Origin of the sequence: Rhodococcus sp. Q1 (assembly GCF_004153645.1) — a bacterium.
Lineage (GTDB): Bacteria > Actinomycetota > Actinomycetes > Mycobacteriales > Mycobacteriaceae > Rhodococcus > Rhodococcus gordoniae.
In genome coordinates this window covers 671179-693564 of sequence record NZ_SDMJ01000004.1, presented here as the reverse complement: position 1 = coordinate 693564, position 22386 = coordinate 671179, and the positions used below count along the sequence as shown (strand labels likewise).

Genomic DNA, 22386 nt, shown 5'->3' with positions numbered 1-22386 from the left:
TGCGTTGCCTGGTCAGTGACCGTCGCGGCGCATGGCGGCCACACCGGGCGCGAAGCGCCGCGACTGCGAGACCCCGACGAACTCGATCGAAAGGACCGGCCGCTCGGGCCGAACCTGTATGAACCGCAAGACAGTGTTCCGTAATCTGGCGATCGTCGCCGGCATCCTGCTGGTGATCTACGCCTTCAGTTACTTCGGCGACGACACGCGCGGTTTCACTCGGGTGGACACGTCCGTCGCGGTGGCGCAACTCCAATCGCAGAACGTCGGTGAAGCACGCATCGACGACCGCGAGCAGCAGGTGCGGTTGTGGCTCGAGAGCGGCAACGACGCGACCGAGGGCAGCACCGAGATCATCGCGAAGTACCCCGCGTCGGCGTCCGAGCAGATCTTCGACCTGGTCTCCGCGTCGGGCGCGCAGAAGTACGACACGAACGTCACCCAGGAGAGCTGGTTGACGTCGATCCTTCTGTTCGTCCTGCCGATGATCATCCTGCTCGGCGTGTTCTTCTTCGTGATGAGCCGCATGCAGGGTGGTGGTCGCGGCGGCATGATGGGCTTCGGCAAGTCGAAGGCCAAGCAGCTCACGAAGGACATGCCCAAGACGACCTTCGCCGATGTCGCCGGCGCCGACGAGGCCGTCGAGGAGCTCTACGAGATCAAGGACTTCCTGCAGAACCCGTCGCGCTACCAGGCGCTCGGCGCGAAGATCCCGAAGGGCGTGCTGCTCTACGGCCCTCCCGGCACCGGTAAGACCCTCCTCGCCCGCGCGGTCGCCGGTGAGGCGGGCGTCCCGTTCTTCACGATCTCCGGTTCGGACTTCGTCGAGATGTTCGTCGGTGTCGGTGCCTCGCGTGTGCGCGACCTGTTCGAGCAGGCCAAGCAGAACGCTCCGTGCATCATCTTCGTCGACGAGATCGACGCCGTGGGCCGTCAGCGCGGCGCCGGCCTCGGCGGCGGTCACGACGAGCGCGAGCAGACCCTCAACCAGCTCCTCGTCGAGATGGACGGCTTCGGCGACCGCTCCGGCATCATCGTGATGGCCGCGACGAACCGACCCGACATCCTCGACCCGGCGCTGCTGCGTCCCGGCCGCTTCGACCGTCAGATCCCGGTCACGAATCCCGACCTCGCCGGTCGCCGGGCGATCCTCGCCGTGCACTCGAAGGGCAAGCCGATCGATCCCCACGCGGATCTCGGGGCGCTCGCCAAGCGCACGGTGGGTATGTCCGGTGCCGACCTCGCGAACGTCGTCAACGAGGCCGCGCTGCTCACTGCCCGCGAGAACGGCACGGTGATCACCGAGGCGCTCCTCGAGGAGTCGGTCGATCGCGTCATCGGCGGTCCCCGCCGCAAGAGCCGCATCATCAGCGAGCACGAGAAGAAGATCACGGCCTACCACGAGGGCGGCCACACCCTCGCCGCCTGGGCGATGCCCGACATCGAGCCCGTCTACAAGGTCACCATCCTCGCCCGCGGTCGCACCGGCGGGCACGCGATGACGGTGCCCGAGGACGACAAGGGCCTGATGACGCGTTCGGAGATGATCGCGCGCCTGGTCATGGCCATGGGTGGTCGTGCGGCCGAGGAACTCGTCTTCCGCGAGCCCACCACCGGTGCCTCGTCCGATATCGACCAGGCCACGAAGATCGCGCGGGCGATGGTCACCGAATACGGCATGAGCGCGAAGCTCGGCGCGGTCCGCTACGGCCAGGAGCAGGGCGATCCCTTCCTCGGCCGGTCGATGGGCGTGCAGTCCGACTACTCGCACGAGGTGGCACGCGAGATCGACGAGGAGGTCCGCAACCTCATCGAGGCCGCCCACACCGAGGCGTGGGCGATCCTCAACGAGTACCGCGACGCTCTCGACCTGCTGGCGGGCGAACTGCTCGAGCACGAGACGCTGACGCGTAAGGATCTCGATCGGATCCTGGCCGACGTGAAGAAGCGTCCGCGGATCACGACCTTCAACGATTTCGGGGATCGGGTCCCGTCCGACAAGCCGCCGATCAAGACGCCTGCCGAACTCGCGGCCGAGCGTGGCGAGCCGTGGCCGCCGGAACCGCCGTCGCTGACGAAGCCGGCGCATGCGCATCCGCAGTATCCCGGTCAGGGTGAGGTGCCCGCCGCCGGTGGCTACCAGCCGGGCGGGCAGCCGCAGTACCAGCCGACGCAGCCCGTGCAGCAGGCGAACGGGTACCCCCGACCGCAGCCGGTCCCGGCCTCCGAACCGCTTCCCGGTTTCCAGCCGCCCGCTCCGTACCCGGGTGGTCCGCGGCATGCGACCCGGCCCGATTACGGTGCCCCCGCCGGATGGTCGGCCCCCGGCTGGCCGCCGCGTGAGCAGGCCCAGCAGGAACCGCAGGGTCTCGGGCATCCGCAGGAGCCGCAGGGTTACGGACAGCCGCAGGAGCCGCAGGGTTACGGACAGCCGCAGGAATCCCAGGGTTACGGGCGTCCGCAGGAGCCGCAGGATCCCGAGCGCCGGTCCGAATCCGCCGACAACGGTGCGGGAGATCCGCACCGTGGTGAGAGCCACGTGGGAGACTCGCAACCGCGCGATGGTTACGGCACTCCCGAGCCTCCTCCCACCCAGCGGTGGGAAGGCCCGGCCGGCCGGCACTGATCCGTGCCGGTGAGCCGGTACCGGGCGTGCATCGGGCCGGTCGGGTCCGATGGAGACGAGTGAGTGAAGAGTGGAGGGCGAGCGGGTGTCGGTGAACCACCTGAAGTCGGATACGGGTTCCGACCCGGAGGATGTGACGACTCACGCGTTGAGCGTGGACGCGGGACGCACATTCGACCAGGCCCGAGCCGAAGCGGCCGTGCGCGAACTGCTGATCGCAGTGGGTGAGGATCCGGATCGTGAGGGTCTGCGCGACACCCCCGCCCGTGTGGCCCGCGCCTACCGGGAGGTGTTCGGAGGACTGTTCACGGATCCGGACGAGGTCCTCGACACGACCTTCGACGAAGGTCATCAGGAACTCGTCCTCGTGCGCGACATCCCGATGTACTCGACGTGCGAGCACCACCTCGTGTCGTTCCACGGGGTCGCCCACGTGGGGTACATCCCGGGTCCGACGGGCCGCGTGACGGGGTTGTCGAAGCTGGCGCGTGTCGTGGACCTCTACGCCAAGCGGCCGCAGGTCCAGGAACGCCTGACCAGTCAGGTCGCCGATGCGATGATGCGCAAGTTGCAGCCGCGCGGCGTGATCGTCGTGGTCGAGGCCGAGCATCTGTGCATGGCCATGCGCGGCATCCGCAAGCCCGGGGCGAGCACCACCACCTCCGCTGTGCGCGGCTTGTTCCAGACCAGTTCGGCGTCGCGTGCCGAGGCCCTGGACCTGATTCTGCGCCGGTGACCGTCTTCCCTGCCGAACAGTGGCCCGTCGTGATGGGCGTACTGAACGTCACCAGTGATTCCTTCTCCGACGGAGGTCGTTACCTGGATCGCGAGACCGCGATAGCCCATGGTTTCGAGCTGCGCGAACTCGGTGTCGACATCGTCGATGTGGGTGGCGAGTCCACCCGGCCCGGTGCGGTGCGTGTCGACCCCGAGGTCGAGGCGTCCCGCGTGGCGCCGGTGATCGCGGCCCTGTCGGAAGCAGGCATCCCCACGAGCGTCGACACGATGCGTGCCTCGGTCGCCGAGGCTGCCATCGAGGCCGGGGTGACGATGATCAACGACGTCTCGGGTGGGCGTGCCGACGCCGACATGGCCAGGGTGGTCGCCGAGTCCGGAATTCCGTGGATCCTCATGCACTGGCGTCCTCTCGGCGAGTTCGTCCATGCCGGTGGCTCGACGCAGTACGACGACGTCGTCCGCGAAGTCCGCGACGAGCTGCTCACGCAGGTCGACATCGCGGTGGCCGCCGGAGTCGACTCCGACAGGATCGTGCTCGATCCGGGTCTGGGGTTCGTGAAGGAACCCGACCACAACTGGCAATTGCTCCACCGTCTGCCCGAGCTCACCGAGCTGGGATTCCCGGTGCTGATCGGGGCGTCCCGGAAGCGTTTCCTCGGATCGTTGCTCGCAGCGCCCGACGGCACGATCCGGCCCCCCGCGGGCCGCGAGGTCGCCACGGCAGTCGTCTCCGCGCTCGCCGCGACCCACGGCGCGTGGGGTGTACGCGTCCACGACGTGCAGGCCTCCCGCGACGCGCTCGCGGTGGTGCGTGCCTGGCAGCGCGGAAGCGCGGAGGGAGTGCACGCGTGAGCGACCGCATCGAACTACGGGGACTGACCGTCCGCGGCAACCACGGCGTCTTCGAACACGAGAAGCGGGACGGCCAGGACTTCGTCGTCGACATCGTCGTGTGGCTCGATCTCGCGCCGGCCGCGGCGTCCGACGATCTCACCGACACGTTGCACTACGGCGAGCTCGCCGAGCGTGCCGCGGCGATCATCGCGGGTCCGGGACGCGATCTCATCGAGACGGTCGCGGGCGAGATCGCCGGCGCGGTCCTCACCGACCCGCGTGTCACCCGGGTCGAGGTCACGCTCCACAAGCCGTCGGCGCCGATCCCGTTGACCTTCGGCGATGTCGCCGTCGTGATCGACCGCTCCCGAGGTGACGGGGCCGGGGGCGCGTCGTGAGTCGTGCCGTGCTGTCCATCGGGTCGAACGTCGGCGACCGGCTCGCACACCTGCGGTCGGTCGTCGACGCGCTCGGTGAGCGCCTCGTCGCCGTTTCGGCGGTGTACTCGACGGCACCGTGGGGCGGTGTCGAGCAGGAGGACTTCCTCAACGCGGTCGTCGTCGCGGAGGACGCCGGGTTCGGTCCGCACGACTGGCTGCGGTTCGGCCGCGAACTCGAAGAAGCCGCCGAACGCGTGCGGGTGCAGCGTTGGGGGCCGCGCAGCCTCGACGTCGACGTCGTGAGCTGCGACAACGGCGACGGTGAGGTGCGCAGCGACGATCCGGACCTGATCCTGCCTCACCCGCGCGCGCACCAGCGGGCGTTCGTGCTCGTCCCGTGGCTCGACGTCGAACCCGAGGCCGTGCTCACCGCCGACGGCCGACGGGCGGGCATCGGCGAGTGGCTGGGCGAACTCGACGACGCCGAACGAGAAGGCGTGCATCGCACCGATCTGTCGCTGACCGGGCCGACGACCCAGGGACGCAGCGAGTGCTGAAACAGACCAGGATCCGCGACCTGCTGGCGCTGGCCGCGCTGGCGGCGGTCGCCGCGTGGTTGCTCGTCCGCACGATGTACGGCTCGTTACCGCCCATCCCGGTCTACGCGGGAGCCTCGCTGTATCCGGTCGCGGTGATCGAAGTGATCCTGGCGTTCATGATCCGTTCGCGGGTGGGCAAGCACGAGATCGGTGAGGGACCGGGTCGGTTGCATCCCATCACCGCGGCCCGCGCGGTCGCGCTCGCCAAGGCGTCCGCGCTGGTGGGTGCCGCGAGTGCCGGGGTATGGATCGGGTTCCTGCTGTATCTCGTGCCGCAGCGCGGTGTCGTGCAGGCGGCCACCGACGACACGTCGGGTGTGCTGGTCGGAGCCGTCGCCGGCGTCGCGCTGGCGGCCGCCGCACTGTGGCTCGAATACTGTTGCCGGACACCGGAAGACCCCGACGAGCCGAACGAACCGGCTGTCTGACCTCGGGTTTCGCGGTGGGGCAGGGCGTGTCGTCCGGCTCCGATCGGTGGACCCGGCCAAGTACCCTGATGGTCATGGCAACCTCGGCGCGAGCAGACAGAAATCGCCGTCCGTGGCGCAGCACCGGCTCGATGATCGTGGCCGGTCTGCTCGCTCTGGCGATGATCGCCTCGCTGCTGCTGATCTTCACAGAGAGTGTGCAGTTGCTGCGCGTCGCGGTGGTCGTCGCCCTGTGGGCCGCCACCGTCGGCGCCATCGCCATGAACAAGTATCGCCGGGAATCGGCACTCGACCGGGCGAAGGCCGACGACCTGAAGACGGTGTACGAACTGCAGTTGCAACGGGAGATCGCGGCGCGGCGCGAATACGAGCTGACCGTCGAGGAGAAGGTCCGCGCCGATCTGAAGCTCGACGCCGGCGAGATGGCGGCCCTGCGCACCGAACTGGCCACCCTGCGTCGCACCCTCGAGATGTTGTTCGACGGCCGGTTGCCCGACGATGTCGTCGCCCTCGAAGGCCAGGCGGAGAAGCTGCGCGAACTGAGCGAGGCCGCGCGGGTGTCCGCGCCTCGTCCGTCCGGGCCGGCCTTCGCGTCTCCCGACGACGAACCGCTGACCGCGGAGACCGAATCGGTCGAGGCGGCCCTGCGCGACGCGGTGAAGACGTCCGGGAAGGCGCCGGAGAAGAGCGACGCCGGCACGCCTGCGACCGGGGAACCGGCTGCCAGGAGGAAGGACGAAGGTCCGGCGAGCGAGAAGTCGGTGAGCGAGAAAGCAGACACCGACGAACAGCGCGAGGCCCAGAAGCCGGCCGAGCAGAAGCCGGGGAAGCACGAGTCCGAGAAAGCCGGAGCGGAGAGCAACGATGCCGCGGAGCGCAAGGACCCGTCGGAGCAGAAGGACCCCGCGGATCAGAAGGACACCACCGCGCAGGACGGAGCAGCGGACACAGCCGACGACGATGACGACTCCGACGACGAATCGTCGGGACGTCGTTCCCGACGCCGCCGGGGCGACAGCGCCCACGGCGAGGGCCGGACGGTCGCGGAAATCCTCGCGTCGTTGTCGAGCGAACGCTGATCCTCGGACGGCTCGTCCGTCACGCCGTACCCGCCGACCTCGTTCGATGAGGCGCAGATCACTCGACCCGACCGTGGCGGGCCCCGGAAAGCGCGCGCTATTGTCGATCGGAACGTCCGGTACCCGCTGAGCGGGACTGGAACGAACGAGAGGACTCCCGTGAATTCCTTCGGGATCACCAACGCACCTGCGCCTGCGCGCCTGTCGGTAGGAATTGTGTCCGCCGGCCGGGTCGGTACCGCATTCGGCGCGGCGTTCGAACGGGTCGGTCATGTCGTCGTGGCCTGCTCGGCGGTCTCCGACATCTCCAGGCACCGCGCCGCCACCCGTCTGCCCGAGTCGCAGATCCTGCCGGTCGACGAGGTCGCCGGTCGCTGCAACCTCCTCCTTCTCGCCGTTCCCGACACCGAACTCTCGTCGCTGGTCGGGGGCCTGGCGGCCACCGGTTCGGTCGCTGCCGGCACGATCGTGGCCCACGTCTCGGGCGCTCATGGCACCGCGATCCTCGAGCCGCTGACCGAGCAGGGCGCCGTACCCCTCGCGATCCATCCCGCGATGACCTTCACCGGTCACGACGAGGACATCGACCGGCTCTCGTCCGCGTGCTTCGGCATCACGGCCGCCGACGAGGTCGGCTACGCCATCGCCCAGTCCCTGGTCCTCGAGATCGGCGGCGAGCCGGTGCGCGTCCCCGAATCCATGCGGACGACCTACCACGCGGCCCTCGCGCACGGCAGCAACCACCTGGTCACGCTGGTCGCCGACGCCGTCGAGGCACTGCGCAGCGCCCTGCAGGGTGAGGAGCTGCTCGGCCAGCAACTCGTCGACGATGCTCCCGGTGGAGTCGCCGAACGGGTCCTGCAGCCGTTGCTCTCGGCGGCGCTCGACAACGTGCTGCGGCGCGGACCCTCGGCTCTCACCGGACCGGTCGCGCGTGGTGACGCCGACGCCGTCGCCGCACATCTGCGCGCGCTCGAGGCCGTCGATCCGCAGATCGCAGCGGGTTATCGGGCGATGTCGTTGCGGTCGGCGCAACGGACCGGCTCGAAGCCGGAACTCATGGCAATTCTCGAAGGAGCTGAATACGGTGAGTGAAGCAGGACAGCGTGGATACGTGCGAGGTGAACTGAGCGTTCACCACGATCCCGCGGGCCTGACCAAGGTCACCCGGGCTCTGCGCGGCGTCGGCCGCACCGTCGCACTCGTACCGACGATGGGTGCACTGCACACCGGTCACCTCGAACTCGTGCGCCAGGCCAAGCTCACCGGCGCCGTCGTGGTGGTGTCGATCTTCGTCAACCCGCTGCAGTTCGGGAAGGGGGAGGACCTCGATGCCTACCCCCGCACCCTCGACGCCGACCTCGAGTTGCTCCGCGAAGCCGGGGTCGAACTCGCGTTCGTCCCGTCGGCCTCCGCGATGTACCCGCACGGCCCGCGCACCACGATCCATCCCGGTCCGCTCGGATCGGAACTCGAAGGTGTTTCGCGCCCCGGCCATTTCGCCGGGATGCTGACGGTCGTCGCGAAGCTGTTCAACATCGTCGGCCCCAACGCCGCGTATTTCGGCGAGAAGGACTATCAGCAGCTCACCTTGATCCGTCAGATGGTCGACGACCTCGATCTCGACATCCGCATCGTCGGTGTTCCCACCGTGCGCGAGCAGGACGGACTCGCACTGTCCTCGCGCAACCGCTATCTCGACGCCGAACAGCGCGAGATCGCGACCACGCTGTCGGCGGCCCTCGTCGCCGGCGCGCACGCCGCGGCGGGTGGAGCCGAGGCGATCCTGTCCACGGCGCGCGAGGTGCTCTCACAGAGCCCGCAGATCGAGGTGGATTATCTCGAGGTGCGCGGTGCCGATCTCGGGCCCGCGCCCGAACGAGGCGACGGCCGGCTGCTCGTCGCCGCGCGACTCGGCACCACCCGCCTCATCGACAACGTCGGGGTCGCCGTCGGTACCGGTTTCCTCGAGCGCGCCACCGGCCCGGTGGATCCCGAGGCCGAAGACAACCTGACGACCCGCTGACCCACCGATCGAATTCGGAAACGAGAAAGAAACCGAGGACGAGCATGTTCCGCACCATGATGAAGTCGAAGATCCACCGCGCCACGGTCACCCACGCGGATCTGCACTATGTCGGTTCGGTGACCGTCGACCAGGATCTGATGGACGCCGCGGATCTGCTCGAAGGTGAGCAGGTCTGCATCGTCGATATCGACAACGGGGCCCGGCTCGAGACGTACGTCATCGCCGGTGAGCGTGGTTCGGGCATCATCGGGATCAACGGGGCCGCAGCGCGTCTCGTGAGCCCCGGCGATCTCGTCATCCTCATCGCCTACGGGGTGATGAACGAGCAGGAGTGCAAGGACTACAGCCCGCGCGTGGTGTTCGTCGACGCCGACAACCGTCAGGTCGAGCTCGGCAACGACCCCGCCCACGCTCCCGAGGGCTCGGGTCTGATCACGCCTCGGATGCTGTCGACTCTCGACTCCCCGTCCCTGGTCTAGAGGTGCTCCTCACCGTCGACGTCCGCAACACCAATGTCGTCCTGGGGGTGTTCGCGGGCAGCGGGTCGAACGCGCGCCTGCTGCGCGACTGGCGCGTCCGTACCGATCCCAGGATGACCGCGGACGAGATCGCCCTGCTGTTCCGCGGTCTGCTCGGGGAATCCGCCGAGCAGGTCACCGGGGTCGCGGCGCTGTCGACCGTGCCGTCGGTGTTGCGCGAGCTGCGCGTCATGCTCGACCGCTACTGGTCGTCGGTGCCACACGTCGTGGTGGAGCCGGGTGTGCGGACGGGAGTGCCTCTGCTGGTGGACAATCCGAAGGAGGTCGGCGCCGACCGCATCGTCAACAGCCTGGCGGCCTACCACTTCTACGGATCTCCGTGCATCGTCGTGGATTTCGGAACCTCCACGTGCGTCGACGTCGTGTCGGGCAAGGGTGAGTTCCTCGGCGGCTCCATCGCTCCGGGTGTGGAGATCTCGATGGATGCGCTGGCGTCCCGGTCTGCGGCGCTGCGCAAGGTCGAATTGCTCCGTCCCCGAGGCGTTCTGGGTAAGAACACCGTCGAGTGCATGCAGTCCGGGGCCGTCTTCGGGTTCGCCGGCATGGTCGACGGCATCGTACGGCGGATCTGCGCCGAGGTTCCCGGTTTCGACGGCGACGACGTGGCCGTGATCTGCACCGGCGACAGTGCGCCGCTGATCATGCCGGAGTCACGCACTCTCGAGCACCACGAACCGGATCTGACCCTCGAAGGGTTGCGTCTGGTGTACGAACGGAACCAGGTGAGACGAGCGGTACGCGGAACTGCGGGTTCCGCCGAGCGTCATTCTGTGTAAAGATGGTTTCCGTGATCCGTTGCATGAGCACCCAGGAGTGTTGTCGAGGCTGACCGCCACCTCGACCGATAACACATTCCTGGGAGTTTTCTCATGCGCGTTGCGCTTCTTTCCGCCTCTTCTGTTTCCACCGCTGCTCCGGTCGCCTTCCACCGACTGGCCGTCGAGCGCACGTACCCCACCGAACTGGCCGCGGCGGTCGCTCGCGGCGCCGTCGTCGTCGACATCCGCTCGCACGCCGAACGTGCCGCTCAGGGAACACTTCCCGGCGCGCTGGCCATCTCCGCCGATCTCGTCGCCGAGCGGCTCGATCCGAGTGGGTCGGGCCGGCTCGCACTCGCCGTCGATCGCGACGTCGAATGGATCCTCGTCTCGTCCGACGGTGCGAGTTCGCACGGCGTGGTCGCCGGGCTGCACGCGCAGGGGCTGAGGCGGGTCACTCATCTCGTCGGTGGCTACGACGCCATCCGCGCCGCCCGCCTGGTCGGGGCGGTGGCAGAGGCCCAGCACGTCGCTCAGGACGTGGCACGGGTCACCGCGCACTGAAAGCGCGCATCTGCAGGAAGAGCGACCCCGGGTGTCCGATAGTCTGGTTACCCGTGAGTGATGCCACCGTTCAGCAGCCCGACGACACCCCCGAGCAGATGCGGGTCCGCCGCGAGAAGCGCGAACGGCTCCTGGCACAGGGTTCCGAGGCCTATCCCGTAACGATCGCGCGCACCCATACGCTCGCGGAGATCCGCGCCGAATATCCCGACCTCGAACCCGACACCGCCACCGGCACCGTCGTCGGCGTCGCCGGACGCGTGATGTTCTCGCGCAACACCGGCAAACTGTGCTTCGCGACGCTCCAGGAGGGCGACGGCACCCAGCTGCAGGTCATGCTGAGTCTCGCGGGTGTCGGCGAGGACGCGCTCGCCGGCTGGAAGTCCGATGTGGACCTCGGCGACATCGTGTTCGTGCACGGTGAGGTCATCAGCTCCCGTCGCGGCGAGCTCAGCGTCATGGCCGACTCGTGGACGATGGCGTCGAAGGCGCTGCGTCCGCTGCCGGTCGCGCACAAGGAGATGAACGAAGAGGCACGGGTGCGTCAGCGCTACGTCGACCTCATCGTGCGTCCCGAGGCGCGCCGCAACGCGCGCATGCGTGTCGCGGTGGTGCGCGAACTGCGCAACGCGCTCGAGCGTCGCGGATTTCTCGAAGTCGAGACTCCCATGCTGCAGACCCTGCACGGCGGTGCTGCGGCGCGCCCCTTCGTGACGCACTCGAACGCGCTCGACATCGACCTGTTCCTGCGCATCGCCCCGGAACTGTTCCTCAAGCGGTGTGTGGTCGGCGGTATCGAGAAGGTCTTCGAGATCAACCGCAATTTCCGCAACGAAGGTGCCGACTCGACGCACTCGCCGGAATTCTCGATGCTCGAGACGTACGAGGCCTACGGCACCTACGACGATTCGGCGCGGATGATCCGCGAAATCATCCAGGAGGTCGCGTTCGCGGTCTTCGGGAGCCACGTCGTGATGCTCGCCGACGGCACCGAATACGACCTCGGGGGTGAATGGAAAACCCTCGAAATGTATCCCTCGCTGTCCGAGGCGATCGGTTCGGACGTGACCCCCGACACCACCGTCGAGGAATTGACCGCGCTCGCAGGTCGCGTGGGTCTCGAGATTCCCGAGGGCAAGGGCTGGGGTCACGGCAAGCTCGTCGAGGAACTGTGGGAGCACATGTGCGGCGACCAGCTGCACGAGCCGACATTCGTGCGTGATTTCCCCGTGGAGACCTCGCCGTTGACGCGCGATCACCGCGACGTGCGCGGCGTCACCGAGAAATGGGATCTGTACGTCCGCGGTTTCGAACTCGCCACGGGTTACTCGGAACTCGTCGATCCGGTGATTCAGCGCGAGCGTTTCGTCGATCAGGCGCGCCTGGCCTCGGAAGGGGACGACGAGGCGATGGTGCTCGACGAGGATTTCCTCGCCGCGATGGAACAGGGAATGCCGCCGACCACCGGTACCGGAATGGGAATCGATCGCCTCCTCATGGCACTTACCGGTCTGGGAATCCGTGAAACAATCCTCTTCCCGATTGTCCGACCGAACACCCGCTGATCGGATTTCGCCACTCCATATTGCGATGCGTTAATCGGCGGGTAGTGTGGTGCCCGTCCCGCGGGGGGAATCGCATGCGAGAGGATTTACACCACATGGCGAAGAAAGTCACTGTCACCCTGATCGACGATGTGGATCAGGAATCGGCGGCGGACGAATCGGTTGAGTTCGGACTCGACGGAGTGACGTACGAGATCGACCTTTCCGAGGACAATGCGGCACGGTTGCGCGAGCAGTTGGAATTCTGGATCGAACACGCTCGTAAGGTCGGCGGCCGCAAGCGGAGCAAAGTTGCGGTCGGTGCTGCTCCGGCCGCACGCAAGAGCGCATCCGGAAGTGCGGGTCGCGAGCAGACGGCTGCGATCCGGGAATGGGCACGGAACAACGATCTGCCGGTCTCCGCGCGTGGCCGTATCTCGGCGGAGATCGTCGAGGCGTACAACAAGGCACACTGACGACATCGTCGTCCGTGGGGCGTCGTCCATCCGTGGACGGCGCCCCACAGTCGTCTGGAAGGTGGGTTCGCTTGTGGCTCAGTGGCCTCCGCCACACCGATTCCCCATGGAGCCCGCTGGGACGATACGGTCGGGGAGTAGCATCCGCTCATGGCCGAGACCGTGCTCGAACCGGGTTCCACCTGCTGGCGAATCGCGCGAGCGGAGAGGCTGACCTGTATCGTCGACGCAGCCGACTATTTCCGTCACGCCAAGTCGGCGATGCTCGGAGCGAAAAAGCGCATCATGCTGATCGGATGGGATTTCGACACCCGAATCAAGTTCGAACCGGACGGTCCGACTCTCGAGGGACCGAACAAACTCGGTGAATTCCTCGAATGGCTCCCCGGACGGCGGCCCGATCTCGATATTTATCTGCTCAAGTGGAACATCGGCGCGTTCAGCGCCCTGGCGCGGGGAATGACTCCGGTGTTCGTGCTCGACTGGCTCACCGACCCGCGGTTGCACTTCGAAATAGACGGAGCGCATCCCGTGGGCGCCGCCCATCATCAGAAAATTCTCGTGGTCGACGACAGTATCGCTTTCTGCGGTGGTATCGATATGACCGTCGACCGCTGGGACACCCCTGATCACCCGGACCGCAGCAAATACCGGCGGGAGCCGAGCGGAAAACGTTACGGGCCCTGGCACGACGTGACCACCGCCGTCGACGGTGGGGCCGCACGGGCTCTCGGCGACCAGGCCCGCGCCCGGTGGAAGGCGGCCACGGGGGAGGAACTCGATCCGGTGCCGGACCCGGAACCGATCTGGCCCGACGACCTCGAACCGACCCTGCGGGGCGTCGACGTGGGCATCGCCCGCACGCTGCCCACCTACGGCGGGAAGGAAGGCGTCCACGAGATCGAATCGCTGTACCTGTCGGTGATCGAGAAGACCCGGCACACCCTCTACCTCGAGAGTCAGTATCTGGCCTCGCGCAGGATCGCGGACGCGCTCGCGGAGCGACTGCAGGAACCGGACGGGCCCGAGATCGTGGCGGTGATCCCGCGCAACGCCGAGGGCTGGCTCGAACGCAAGGCGATGGACGGTGCCCGCCGTGCCCTGCTGCACATGCTGTGGGAGGCCGACGTGCACGGCCGCTTCGCCGCCTACTATCCCGTCACGGCCGGCGGGGAGCCGATCTACGTCCACGCGAAGGTCGTCGTGATGGACGAGAGGCTGCTGCGGATCGGGTCGTCGAATCTGAACAACCGTTCGATGGGATTCGACACCGAATGCGACCTGGCGATCGAGTCCGCCGAACCCGGGGACGCGGTCGGCCGCGCCGCCGTCGAGCTGCGCAACATCCTGGTGGCGGAGCATCTGAACGTCGACCCGAAGGTGATCGCCGAGGCCACGGAGGAGGGTGGATCGTTCATCTCCACCATCGAACGGTTGCGGGGGCCGGGACGTTCGCTGCGGCCGTTCGAACCGGGTACGGTGTCGGACGAGGACAGTGTCCTCGCCGAAAGTGCTCTGGCCGATCCCGAACGTGCCTCGGGGAGCCTCGGACGCAGGATCGAGCGATTCTTCGCCCGTTGATCCCCCACTGCCGCTGTTCGCTTGTGGCGTACAGCTTGCGGAAACGTATCCGCCACGTGCAGCGTTGACTTCTGAAACCGGGTTTTCTCGCCGCCTTCCGAAGGGTAGAGGGAAAGCGAGTCGATACCACGACCACTAGAGTGTGGAGTGGGAGCTTGGAACCTCGAAACGGTTCCGACGAACGACTCGAGTGCCGGAGCTAAGAGCGGCAGCAGGGTGCGGGACGATCGGCGTACCGGACCGGCGGCCGGAGAGTGTGAGGGAGTGCGATGTTCGAAAGGTTCACCGATCGCGCGCGGCGCGTCGTTGTCCTGGCTCAGGAAGAGGCCAGGATGCTCAACCACAACTACATCGGCACGGAGCACATCCTCCTCGGCCTCATCCACGAAGGTGAGGGTGTGGCGGCGAAGTCGCTCGAGTCGTTGGGTATCTCCCTCGAAGGTGTTCGCAGCCAGGTCGAAGAGATCATCGGCCAGGGGCAGCAGGCGCCCTCGGGGCACATTCCCTTCACTCCTCGTGCCAAGAAGGTCCTCGAGCTGAGCCTGCGCGAAGCGCTCCAGCTCGGACACAACTACATCGGCACGGAGCACATCCTGCTCGGCCTCATCCGCGAGGGTGAGGGTGTGGCGGCGCAGGTGCTCGTCAAGCTCGGCGCCGATCTCAACCGGGTGCGTCAGCAGGTCATCCAGCTGCTGTCCGGCTACCAGGGTAAGGAGCCCGCAGAATCCGGCACGAGCCGTGGCGAGACCGGCACTCCGTCCACCTCGCTCGTCCTGGATCAGTTCGGCCGTAACCTCACGCAGGCAGCTCTCGAGGGCAAGCTCGATCCGGTCATCGGCCGGGCGAAGGAAATCGAGCGCGTCATGCAGGTGCTGTCGCGTCGTACGAAGAACAACCCGGTGCTCATCGGCGAGCCGGGTGTCGGTAAGACCGCCGTCGTCGAGGGTCTCGCGCAGGCCATCGTCAACGGTGAGGTCCCCGAGACCCTCAAGGACAAGCAGCTCTACACGCTCGACCTGGGTTCGCTCGTCGCCGGCAGCCGTTACCGCGGCGACTTCGAGGAACGCCTGAAGAAGGTCCTCAAGGAGATCAACAGCCGCGGCGACATCATCCTGTTCATCGACGAGCTGCACACGCTGGTCGGTGCGGGTGCCGCCGAGGGTGCGATCGACGCCGCATCGATCCTCAAGCCGAAGCTCGCCCGCGGTGAGTTGCAGACCATCGGTGCGACGACCCTCGACGAGTACCGCAAGTACATCGAGAAGGACGCCGCTCTCGAGCGCCGCTTCCAGCCGGTGCAGGTCGGGGAGCCGACGGTGGAGCACACCATCGAGATCCTCAAGGGTCTGCGCGATCGCTACGAGGCGCATCACCGTGTCTCGATCACCGACAAGGCGCTCGTCGCGTCGGCCACTCTCGCCGACCGCTACATCAACGACCGCTTCCTGCCCGACAAGGCGATCGACCTCATCGACGAGGCCGGTGCCCGCATGCGCATCCGCCGCATGACCGCGCCGCCGGATCTGCGCGAGTTCGACGACAAGATCGCCGATGCCCGTCGCGAGAAGGAATCGGCGATCGACGCGCAGGACTTCGAGAAGGCCGCGAGCCTGCGCGACAAGGAGAAGCAGCTCGTCGCGCAGCGTGCCGAGCGCGAGAAGCAGTGGCGTGCGGGCGATCTCGACGTCATCGCCGAGGTCGACGAGGAGCAGATCGCCGAGGTCCTCGCCAACTGGACCGGTATCCCGGTGTTCAAGCTCACCGAGGAGGAGACCACGCGTCTGCTCCGCATGGAGGACGAGCTGCACAAGCGGATCATCGGCCAGGAGGACGCCGTCAAGGCCGTCGCCAAGGCGATCCGTCGTACACGTGCCGGCCTGAAGGACCCGAAGCGTCCGTCCGGTTCGTTCATCTTCGCCGGTCCGTCCGGTGTGGGTAAGACGGAGCTGTCCAAGGCGCTCGCGAACTTCCTGTTCGGTGAGGACGACGCCCTCATCCAGATCGACATGGGCGAGTTCCACGACCGCTTCACCGCATCGCGTCTGTTCGGTGCTCCTCCCGGCTACGTCGGATACGAGGAGGGCGGCCAGCTCACCGAGAAGGTGCGCCGCAAGCCGTTCTCCGTGGTTCTGTTCGACGAGATCGAGAAGGCCCACCAGGAGATCTACAACACCCTCCTGCAGGTCCTCGAGGACGGTCGCCTCACCGACGGTCAGGGACGCACGGTCGACTTCAAGAACACCGTGCTGATCTTCACGTCGAACCTCGGCACCGCCGACATCTCGAAGGCCGTCGGGCTCGGCTTCTCCGCCGGAACGGGCGAGGCGTCGAACTACGAGCGGATGAAGAACAAGGTCCACGACGAGCTGAAGAAGCACTTCCGGCCCGAGTTCCTCAACCGTATCGACGACATCATCGTCTTCCATCAGCTCACGCAGGAGCAGATCATCCAGATGGTCGACCTCATGGTCGGACGTGTGGAGACGCAGCTGAAGAACAAGGACATGGGTATCGAGCTCACCGAGAAGGCGAAGTCGTTGCTCGCCAAGCGCGGTTTCGACCCGGTGCTCGGCGCACGTCCGCTGCGTCGCACGATCCAGCGCGAGATCGAGGATCAGCTCTCCGAGAAGATCCTGTTCGGCGAGATCGGCGCAGGCCAGATCGTCCTCGTCGACGTCGAGGGCTGGGACGGCGAGGGTGCGGGCGAGAACGCGAAGTTCACGTTCACGCCGAGCGAGAAGCCGGCCGAGGTCCCGGACACCCCGGCGGTCGCGCTGGCGAAGTCCAGCGAGGGTGAGTCCGAAGCCGGATAACCGCTCGACGCGTGTGAATACAGGCACGTGTTGCAGCCTGTGAATGCAGGCACCTGCTGTACCGAGAGGGGCGGCACCCGAGAGGGTGTCGCCCCTCTCGTCGTCCGACGCACTTGACCTCCAGTCGGCTCGAGGTTGCACGGTGGGGTGGTGAACGGACGACGACCAGGAGGTATCGCGATGCGGCAAATACTGCCCGATCTGTGGGAGACGCAGGAGGACAACCCCTTCCCGGGGCTGAGGACGCACGCCTATCTGTGGACCGGGAAGAACAACGTGCTCTTCTACTCGGTTGCCGGTGAGGCCGATTTCGACGCACTGGACCGCCTCGGTGGGATCACCGACCAGTACCTGTCCCACCAGGACGAGGCCGGCCCGATGCTGGGCAGGATCGCCGAGCGCTTCGGGTCGAGACTCCACGCGGCGGCGGCGGAGGCCGACGTGGTCGGCCGGCACGCCCGCATCGACGTCCCGCTGACGGAACGTCAGGTGGACGACAACGGGTTGGAGATCGTCCCGACGCCCGGGCACACGGTGGGCAGCATCTGCTATGTGGTGCCCGGCGCGGACGGGACCCGCTACCTGTTCACCGGCGACACGCTGTACCGCGGTGCTTCGGGGAAGTGGCAGGCCGGTTACATCGAGGGGATGAGCGACGCCCGTGCGCTCGCCGACAGTCTGCGCCTGCTGGCGACGACGGAACCCGATGTGGTGATCTCGAGTGCGTTCGCGGGGGAGTCGGGCGTGCACCGGATCGACCCCCGGGAGTGGCCCGCCCACATCGACCAGGCTCTGACGGGGTTGTCTGCCGCGGTGCGGGGCTGAGCAGAGATCTTCTTTCCGGACGATCTGCCCGGCCGGCTCATCTGCCGATGGCCGGCATGTGCGCGGCGAGTGTCGACAGGGTGCCGGCGACGATCTCGGTGAGTTCGTCGGGCCGGATGTCGAGGCCACCGTCGAGCCATTCGCGAACGAGTTCGACGGCGCCGGCCACGACGACCACCGCGCACAGTTCGGCTCGACGGGAGCCGAGGCGCGTTCCCACCGCGTCGCTCTGCTCGATGAGTTCGTCGGCGGCAGCGCGGATGAACGCACTCTTCCGTTCGGCGAGCGGGGGCGCGTCCGAAATGAGGAAACGGCCCTGCTGGGGATCGAGTTCGACGGCACCGACGATCGCCCCGACCGCGGCGCGTGCCTTGGCGTGCAGGTCGTCGGGGGCCGACGCGATCGCGTCGACGGCACCTTCGAGGAGGGCGGCACCGAGTTCGTCGTAGGCGGTGGTGGCGAGGTCGTTCATGTCGGTGAAGCTCTCGTAGAAGAAGCGCGGACCGACTCCGGCGGTGGCCGCGACCTTCCGTACCGTCGCCGCCGACCATCCTTCGTCGGCGACCACGTCGATCACCGCCTTCCGGAGGCGTGCGCGGCGTTCGGCGCGTCGATCGGCCGGGGCGACGCCACGATATGCGCGGGCGGCTTCGGGCTCGGACACATCGTCGAGTGTGGCACAACCACGACGACCCGAAGCCGATCCTGAAGGAGGGCGGCCCTCGTCTGGCGATCGGCCTGATCCGGACATCGGGAACGCTCTGTCGCGAACGACCCTCGCCGTCCCGGCGATTCTGCAAGTGTGGTTTCCGGAGTGCTGCCCCACACGAAGAAGGAGAAGTCATGCCCACACGTACCGCACGGACCGCGTGGAACGGAGATCTGCAGAAGGGCTCCGGACAGGTGGAGCTCACCAGTTCGGGCCGCGGCACGTTCGACGTGTCCTTCCCGAAACGCTCGGCCGAGAACGCGGACGGCACCACCAGCCCCGAGGAACTCATCGCCGCTGCGCACTCGTCGTGCTACGCGATGCAGTTGTCCGCGCTGATCGCGGAAGCGGGCGGCACACCGCAGAGCCTCGAGGTCACCGCCGACGTCTCACTGGGACCGGACCCGGCAGGCGGGTTCCGTCTCACCGGGATCACGCTGAAGGTGCGGGGCGAGGTCGACGGCCTCGACGCCGACGGCTTCGCCAAGGCCGCAGAGGGTGCCAAGGCCGGGTGCCCTGTGAGCAAGGCACTCACAGGCGTCGACATCTCCCTCGACGCTGCTCTCGAAGGCTGACGGGGCGGAGGAACGGAGCACGGTCGGCCCGGCCCGGGAACAGCGCATGTCAGGGCCGGGTTGTACCCGGATATGAGCATGCCCGAGGTACTTCTTCCCTCCGCCCATATCGAGATCTGGTCCGACATCGCCTGCCCCTGGTGTTATATCGGCAAGCGGCGCTTCGCGGAGGCGCTCGAGTCGTTCGACGACCGCGACCGGATCGAGGTCACCTGGAGGTCGTACCAGCTCTCGCCCGACACACCGGTCGGGCGACGGGTCCCCGAGGTCGAGGCGCTCGTCGCGATGAAGGGGATGCCTGCCGAGCAGGTCCGGCAGATGTTCGCCCAAGTCTCGGACACCGCTGCCGACGTGGGACTCGAGATCGACTTCGACAACGTCGTCGCTGCCAACACCTTCGATGCGCACCGGCTCGCGCATCTGGCCGGCGACAAGCGTGACGAGGTCCTCGAGGCGTTGTTCCGTGCGCATTTCGTCGACGGCGAGGTGGTCGACGATGTGGATGTCCTCGTGAAGGTCGCCACCGAGGTCGGGCTCGATCCGGAGTCGACGCGCGCGGCCCTCGACGGCGACGATCCCGCCGGTGAGGCCGCGGCCGACGCCGTGACCGCCGATCTCTTCGACGCGCGACGGATCGGCGTGCAAGGGGTGCCGTTCTTCGTGGCCAACCGCGCCGTCGCGGTGTCGGGTGCGCAGCCGGTGGACGTCTTCCGTCAGTTCCTGCGCAAGGCCGTCGACGATGTGACGGTCACGCTGTGAGTGCCGCGAGATAACGGCGCGCGATGCGCCGCTGGAGCATGTGCCCGACCGGCCCGGCCAGGCGGGTGTACCAGCGGGCGGGGCGGGAGAAGGCGATCACCGTGCCCCTGACCCGTCCGTCGGCGGTGCGCTCGACGACGAAGGTCTCCTCGCCGCTCTCCGGGTGCCCGTCGAGCGTGCCGTAGGTGAAGCCTCGTTGCCGGCCCGTGTCGAACACTTCGATCACACGGCACGGCGCGGTTGCCCGTACCGGTCCGAGGCCGAACCCGAGCCGCACGTCGAGTCCGGCTGCTGCGGCGGGGGTGTCCGCCGGCACGTGAATTCCGGCGCCGCGGTGCATGTCCCATGAGAGCAACCGGGCAGCAGCGACCTCGAACACGGTGTCGCCGCTGCCCGGTTCGCTCTCGACTCTCAGATGCCGATAACCGGAGGGAAGCGGCGCCTCACCTCGGAAGGCCCGCAGGCTCGCCCCCACCTCCGGATAGGTGAGCTCGCGCCCGAACTCGCCGGACGCGGACATCTCAGGACTTCTTGACGTCGAGGACGACTTCGAACTCGAGCAGCGACGCGCCGCTCGCGACGGGGTTCCTCGCCTCACCGGCGTGAGCGGCACGTGCGCCGCCGTCCCGCCACGCAGCGAAGTCCTCTTCGGTCTCCCACTGCGTCACGACGAAGTACCGGTTCTCGCCGGCGGTGGGGCGGAGCAGCTGGAAACCCAGGAATCCGGGGGAGTTGTCGACGGTGTGCGCGCGATTGGCGAACCGCTTCTCCAGTTCGGGGCCTGCGCCTTCGGGAACCTCGATTGCGTTGATCTTCACGACTGCCATGCGCGAGAGCCTACTCCGCTAACTTGGTCGATTGTGTTGCACGACGAGGGCGGAACCGGACGACCCATCCTGCTGTTGCACGGCCTGATGGGCAGCGCGCGGACGTGGCGTCGCCACGTGCCGTGGCTGCGCGAACACGGGCACGTCCACACCTTCGACGCTGCCGGCCACGGGCGCTCCGCTCCCGACGACCTCACCACCGAGGCATTCGTCGCCGATCTCGACGCCCATCTGCACGGGATCACCGAACCGCTCGTCGTGATCGGGCACTCGATGGGCGCCCTGCACGCGTGGTGCTTCGCCGCTGCTCGTCCCGAACGTGTGACCGCGCTGGTGCTCGAGGACATGGCCCCCGACTTCCGGGGCCGCACCGCCGCGAACTGGGCGGCGATGGTCGAACAGTGGCCGCAACCGTTCCCCACGGAGGAGGCGGTGCTCGACCGTTTCGGTCCCGTCGCGGGGCGTTATTTCCTCGATTCGTTCGTCCGGCGCGAGGACGGCTGGTATCTGCACGGCGACGTCGCGACCTTCCGTGACATCTCGGAGGAATGGGGGTCGCGGCACTTCTGGGACGAGTGGAACTCGATCCGGGTGCCCGCGCTGCTGCTCGAGGGCGAGTTCACCATCACCCCGGAGGGGCAGATGCGGCAGATGGCGACGCGCCCCGGCACCGAGTACGTCCTCGTCGAGGGCGCGGGGCACCTCGTGCACGACGACCGGCCCGGCGAGTTCCGTGCCGCCGTGGAGCGCTTCCTGACGACGCAGTCGCTGTCGGGCAGTCGACTCTAGGACACCGACCCCTCGCCGGCGAGCGCGAACCGGCCGTCGTCGGTCTGCTCGACGAGACCGTCCACCAGCAACGAATGCAGGGCGCGGTCGCGCTGACCCGGATCCGAGGTCCACACGCTGTCGAGGACGGGACGCTCCACCGGGACGCTGCTCTCGCGCAGCACCGCCATCAACCGGCCGCGCACCTGCCGATCCGTGCCGGCGAACTTCTGCGCCTTCCGGGGCGGCCCGTCGTGCGCGGGTCGCCCGGCCTGCACCCAGGCGCAGTCGGGCAGCGGGCAGCGCCCGCAGTCGGGGGTGCGGGCGGTGCACACGGTCGCGCCGAGTTCCATCAGCGCCGCGGAGAAGGTCGCCGCACGAGCACGCTGACTCGGGAGGAGCACCTCGACGTCGGCGAGATCCCGTGTGGTCGACGGGTTCCCCGGCTCTGCCCGACCGTGGACGGCCCGGGCGACGACACGCCGCACGTTCGTGTCCACCACCGGCACACGCTGCCCGTACGCGAAGCATGCCACCGCCCGCGCGGTGTAGGCGCCGACGCCGGGCAGGCTCAGCAGGACATCGACGTCCTCGGGAACCCGATCGTCGTGTTCGGCGGCGAGCACGCCGGCGCACTCGTGCAGACGCAGCGCGCGGCGCGGATAGCCGAGTGTGCCCCACGCCCGCAGGACCTCCGCCTGGCTCGAGGCGGCCATCGACGACGGCACGGGCCAGCGTCGCACCCACTCCTCCCAGATCGGTGCCACCCGGGCCACCGGCGTCTGTTGCAGCATCACCTCGGACATGAGGATCTGCCAGCCCGTCACCCCGTCGCGGCGCCACGGAAGGTCGCGGGCCCCGGCGGCATACCAGCGCAGCAACAACGATGCATCCACGGACATCTCGGGTCTCCTCCGATCACAAGGTGGGGGTGG

The 22386-nt window shown here is 67.7% G+C and carries 24 protein-coding genes; 20 read left to right on the top strand and 4 right to left on the bottom strand.

Going from position 1 to position 22386, the window contains the following annotated elements:
- The first annotated feature begins 118 nt into the window (after positions 1 to 118).
- From ftsH to EQ874_RS15450, 17 genes are all read left to right on the top strand, one after another.
- Positions 119 to 2626 (top strand): ATP-dependent zinc metalloprotease FtsH, encoded by a 2508-nt coding sequence (ftsH, locus tag EQ874_RS15530; protein WP_129977278.1) that lies wholly within the window; start codon positions 119 to 121, stop codon positions 2624 to 2626.
- Between the two features lie 91 nt (positions 2627 to 2717).
- The gene (gene folE, locus EQ874_RS15525; protein WP_242496773.1) at positions 2718 to 3362 is read left to right on the top strand and encodes a GTP cyclohydrolase I FolE; all 645 of its coding nucleotides are present in this window, start codon (positions 2718 to 2720) and stop codon (positions 3360 to 3362) included.
- Between the two features lie 32 nt (positions 3363 to 3394).
- On the top strand, positions 3395 to 4216 hold the full coding sequence (gene folP, locus EQ874_RS15520) for a dihydropteroate synthase (protein ID WP_165369261.1): 822 nt from the start codon (positions 3395 to 3397) through the stop codon (positions 4214 to 4216).
- Positions 4213 to 4596 (top strand): dihydroneopterin aldolase, encoded by a 384-nt coding sequence (gene folB / locus EQ874_RS15515; protein ID WP_129977276.1) that lies wholly within the window; start codon positions 4213 to 4215, stop codon positions 4594 to 4596. Before folP ends, folB begins: the two co-directional genes overlap by 4 nt.
- Positions 4593 to 5135 carry a 2-amino-4-hydroxy-6-hydroxymethyldihydropteridine diphosphokinase gene (folK, locus tag EQ874_RS15510; protein WP_129977275.1) on the top strand — a complete coding sequence of 181 codons (543 nt, stop codon included), beginning with the start codon at positions 4593 to 4595 and terminating at the stop codon, positions 5133 to 5135. The genes folB and folK overlap by 4 nt, the downstream gene beginning before the upstream one ends.
- A complete protein-coding gene (locus tag EQ874_RS15505; RefSeq protein ID WP_016931924.1) occupies positions 5129 to 5605 on the top strand; it encodes a DUF3180 domain-containing protein in 477 nt (158 codons plus the stop codon). The genes folK and EQ874_RS15505 overlap by 7 nt, the downstream gene beginning before the upstream one ends.
- A 74-nt stretch (positions 5606 to 5679) precedes the next feature.
- Complete coding sequence (locus EQ874_RS15500) at positions 5680 to 6684, top strand: DUF6779 domain-containing protein (protein WP_242496772.1); 1005 nt, start codon at positions 5680 to 5682, stop codon at positions 6682 to 6684.
- Positions 6685 to 6843: 159 nt separating this feature from the next.
- Complete coding sequence (locus EQ874_RS15495; protein WP_064063122.1) at positions 6844 to 7779, top strand: DUF2520 domain-containing protein; 936 nt, start codon at positions 6844 to 6846, stop codon at positions 7777 to 7779.
- Positions 7772 to 8710 (top strand): pantoate--beta-alanine ligase, encoded by a 939-nt coding sequence (gene panC, locus EQ874_RS15490; protein WP_129977274.1) that lies wholly within the window; start codon positions 7772 to 7774, stop codon positions 8708 to 8710. Before EQ874_RS15495 ends, panC begins: the two co-directional genes overlap by 8 nt.
- Positions 8711 to 8754: 44 nt before the next feature.
- A complete protein-coding gene (gene panD, locus EQ874_RS15485) occupies positions 8755 to 9192 on the top strand; it encodes an aspartate 1-decarboxylase (protein ID WP_064063124.1) in 438 nt (145 codons plus the stop codon).
- A 2-nt stretch (positions 9193 to 9194) separates the two neighbouring features.
- Entirely contained in the window at positions 9195 to 10028 is an 834-nt protein-coding gene (locus tag EQ874_RS15480; protein WP_129977273.1) for a type III pantothenate kinase, read from the top strand.
- Positions 10029 to 10121: 93 nt separating this feature from the next.
- The gene (locus tag EQ874_RS15475; protein ID WP_064063126.1) at positions 10122 to 10574 is read left to right on the top strand and encodes a rhodanese-like domain-containing protein; all 453 of its coding nucleotides are present in this window, start codon (positions 10122 to 10124) and stop codon (positions 10572 to 10574) included.
- 98 nt (positions 10575 to 10672) lie between these two features.
- Positions 10673 to 12139: a lysine--tRNA ligase gene (gene lysS / locus EQ874_RS15470; protein WP_242496777.1), complete on the top strand. Its 1467-nt coding sequence runs from the start codon at positions 10673 to 10675 to the stop codon at positions 12137 to 12139.
- Positions 12140 to 12234: 95 nt separating this feature from the next.
- Positions 12235 to 12594 carry an Lsr2 family protein gene (locus tag EQ874_RS15465; protein ID WP_016931932.1) on the top strand — a complete coding sequence of 120 codons (360 nt, stop codon included), beginning with the start codon at positions 12235 to 12237 and terminating at the stop codon, positions 12592 to 12594.
- Between the two features lie 150 nt (positions 12595 to 12744).
- Complete coding sequence (locus tag EQ874_RS15460) at positions 12745 to 14175, top strand: phospholipase D-like domain-containing protein (RefSeq protein WP_129977272.1); 1431 nt, start codon at positions 12745 to 12747, stop codon at positions 14173 to 14175.
- Positions 14176 to 14444: 269 nt separating this feature from the next.
- Entirely contained in the window at positions 14445 to 16988 is a 2544-nt protein-coding gene (locus EQ874_RS15455) for an ATP-dependent Clp protease ATP-binding subunit (RefSeq protein WP_016931934.1), read from the top strand.
- 180 nt (positions 16989 to 17168) lie between these two features.
- Positions 17169 to 17813, top strand: coding sequence for an MBL fold metallo-hydrolase (locus tag EQ874_RS15450; protein ID WP_129977271.1), 645 nt, complete (start codon positions 17169 to 17171; stop codon positions 17811 to 17813).
- Between the two features lie 37 nt (positions 17814 to 17850).
- Here the strand turns inward: EQ874_RS15450 and EQ874_RS15445 are convergent, their stop codons facing one another.
- Entirely contained in the window at positions 17851 to 18477 is a 627-nt protein-coding gene (locus EQ874_RS15445; protein ID WP_129977270.1) for a TetR family transcriptional regulator, read from the bottom strand.
- Positions 18478 to 18656: 179 nt separating this feature from the next.
- Between EQ874_RS15445 and EQ874_RS15440 the strand changes: the two genes are divergently transcribed.
- A complete protein-coding gene (locus EQ874_RS15440; RefSeq protein WP_026002799.1) occupies positions 18657 to 19097 on the top strand; it encodes an OsmC family peroxiredoxin in 441 nt (146 codons plus the stop codon).
- A gap of 72 nt (positions 19098 to 19169) precedes the next feature.
- The gene (locus EQ874_RS15435; protein ID WP_129977269.1) at positions 19170 to 19856 is read left to right on the top strand and encodes a DsbA family oxidoreductase; all 687 of its coding nucleotides are present in this window, start codon (positions 19170 to 19172) and stop codon (positions 19854 to 19856) included.
- Here EQ874_RS15435 and EQ874_RS15430 read toward each other — a convergent pair.
- Both EQ874_RS15430 and EQ874_RS15425 read right to left on the bottom strand, forming a co-directional pair.
- Positions 19846 to 20376: a DUF1990 domain-containing protein gene (locus tag EQ874_RS15430; RefSeq protein ID WP_064063131.1), complete on the bottom strand. Its 531-nt coding sequence runs from the start codon at positions 20374 to 20376 to the stop codon at positions 19846 to 19848. The two genes, EQ874_RS15435 and EQ874_RS15430, sit on opposite strands and share 11 nt — an antisense overlap.
- Position 20377: 1 nt before the next feature.
- Positions 20378 to 20683: an antibiotic biosynthesis monooxygenase gene (locus tag EQ874_RS15425; protein ID WP_064063132.1), complete on the bottom strand. Its 306-nt coding sequence runs from the start codon at positions 20681 to 20683 to the stop codon at positions 20378 to 20380.
- A gap of 33 nt (positions 20684 to 20716) precedes the next feature.
- Between EQ874_RS15425 and EQ874_RS15420 the strand changes: the two genes are divergently transcribed.
- A complete protein-coding gene (locus tag EQ874_RS15420) occupies positions 20717 to 21472 on the top strand; it encodes an alpha/beta hydrolase (protein WP_064063133.1) in 756 nt (251 codons plus the stop codon).
- Here the strand turns inward: EQ874_RS15420 and EQ874_RS15415 are convergent.
- Positions 21469 to 22353: an A/G-specific adenine glycosylase gene (locus tag EQ874_RS15415; protein ID WP_129977268.1), complete on the bottom strand. Its 885-nt coding sequence runs from the start codon at positions 22351 to 22353 to the stop codon at positions 21469 to 21471. The two genes, EQ874_RS15420 and EQ874_RS15415, sit on opposite strands and share 4 nt — an antisense overlap.
- Positions 22354 to 22386 lie beyond the last annotated feature (33 nt).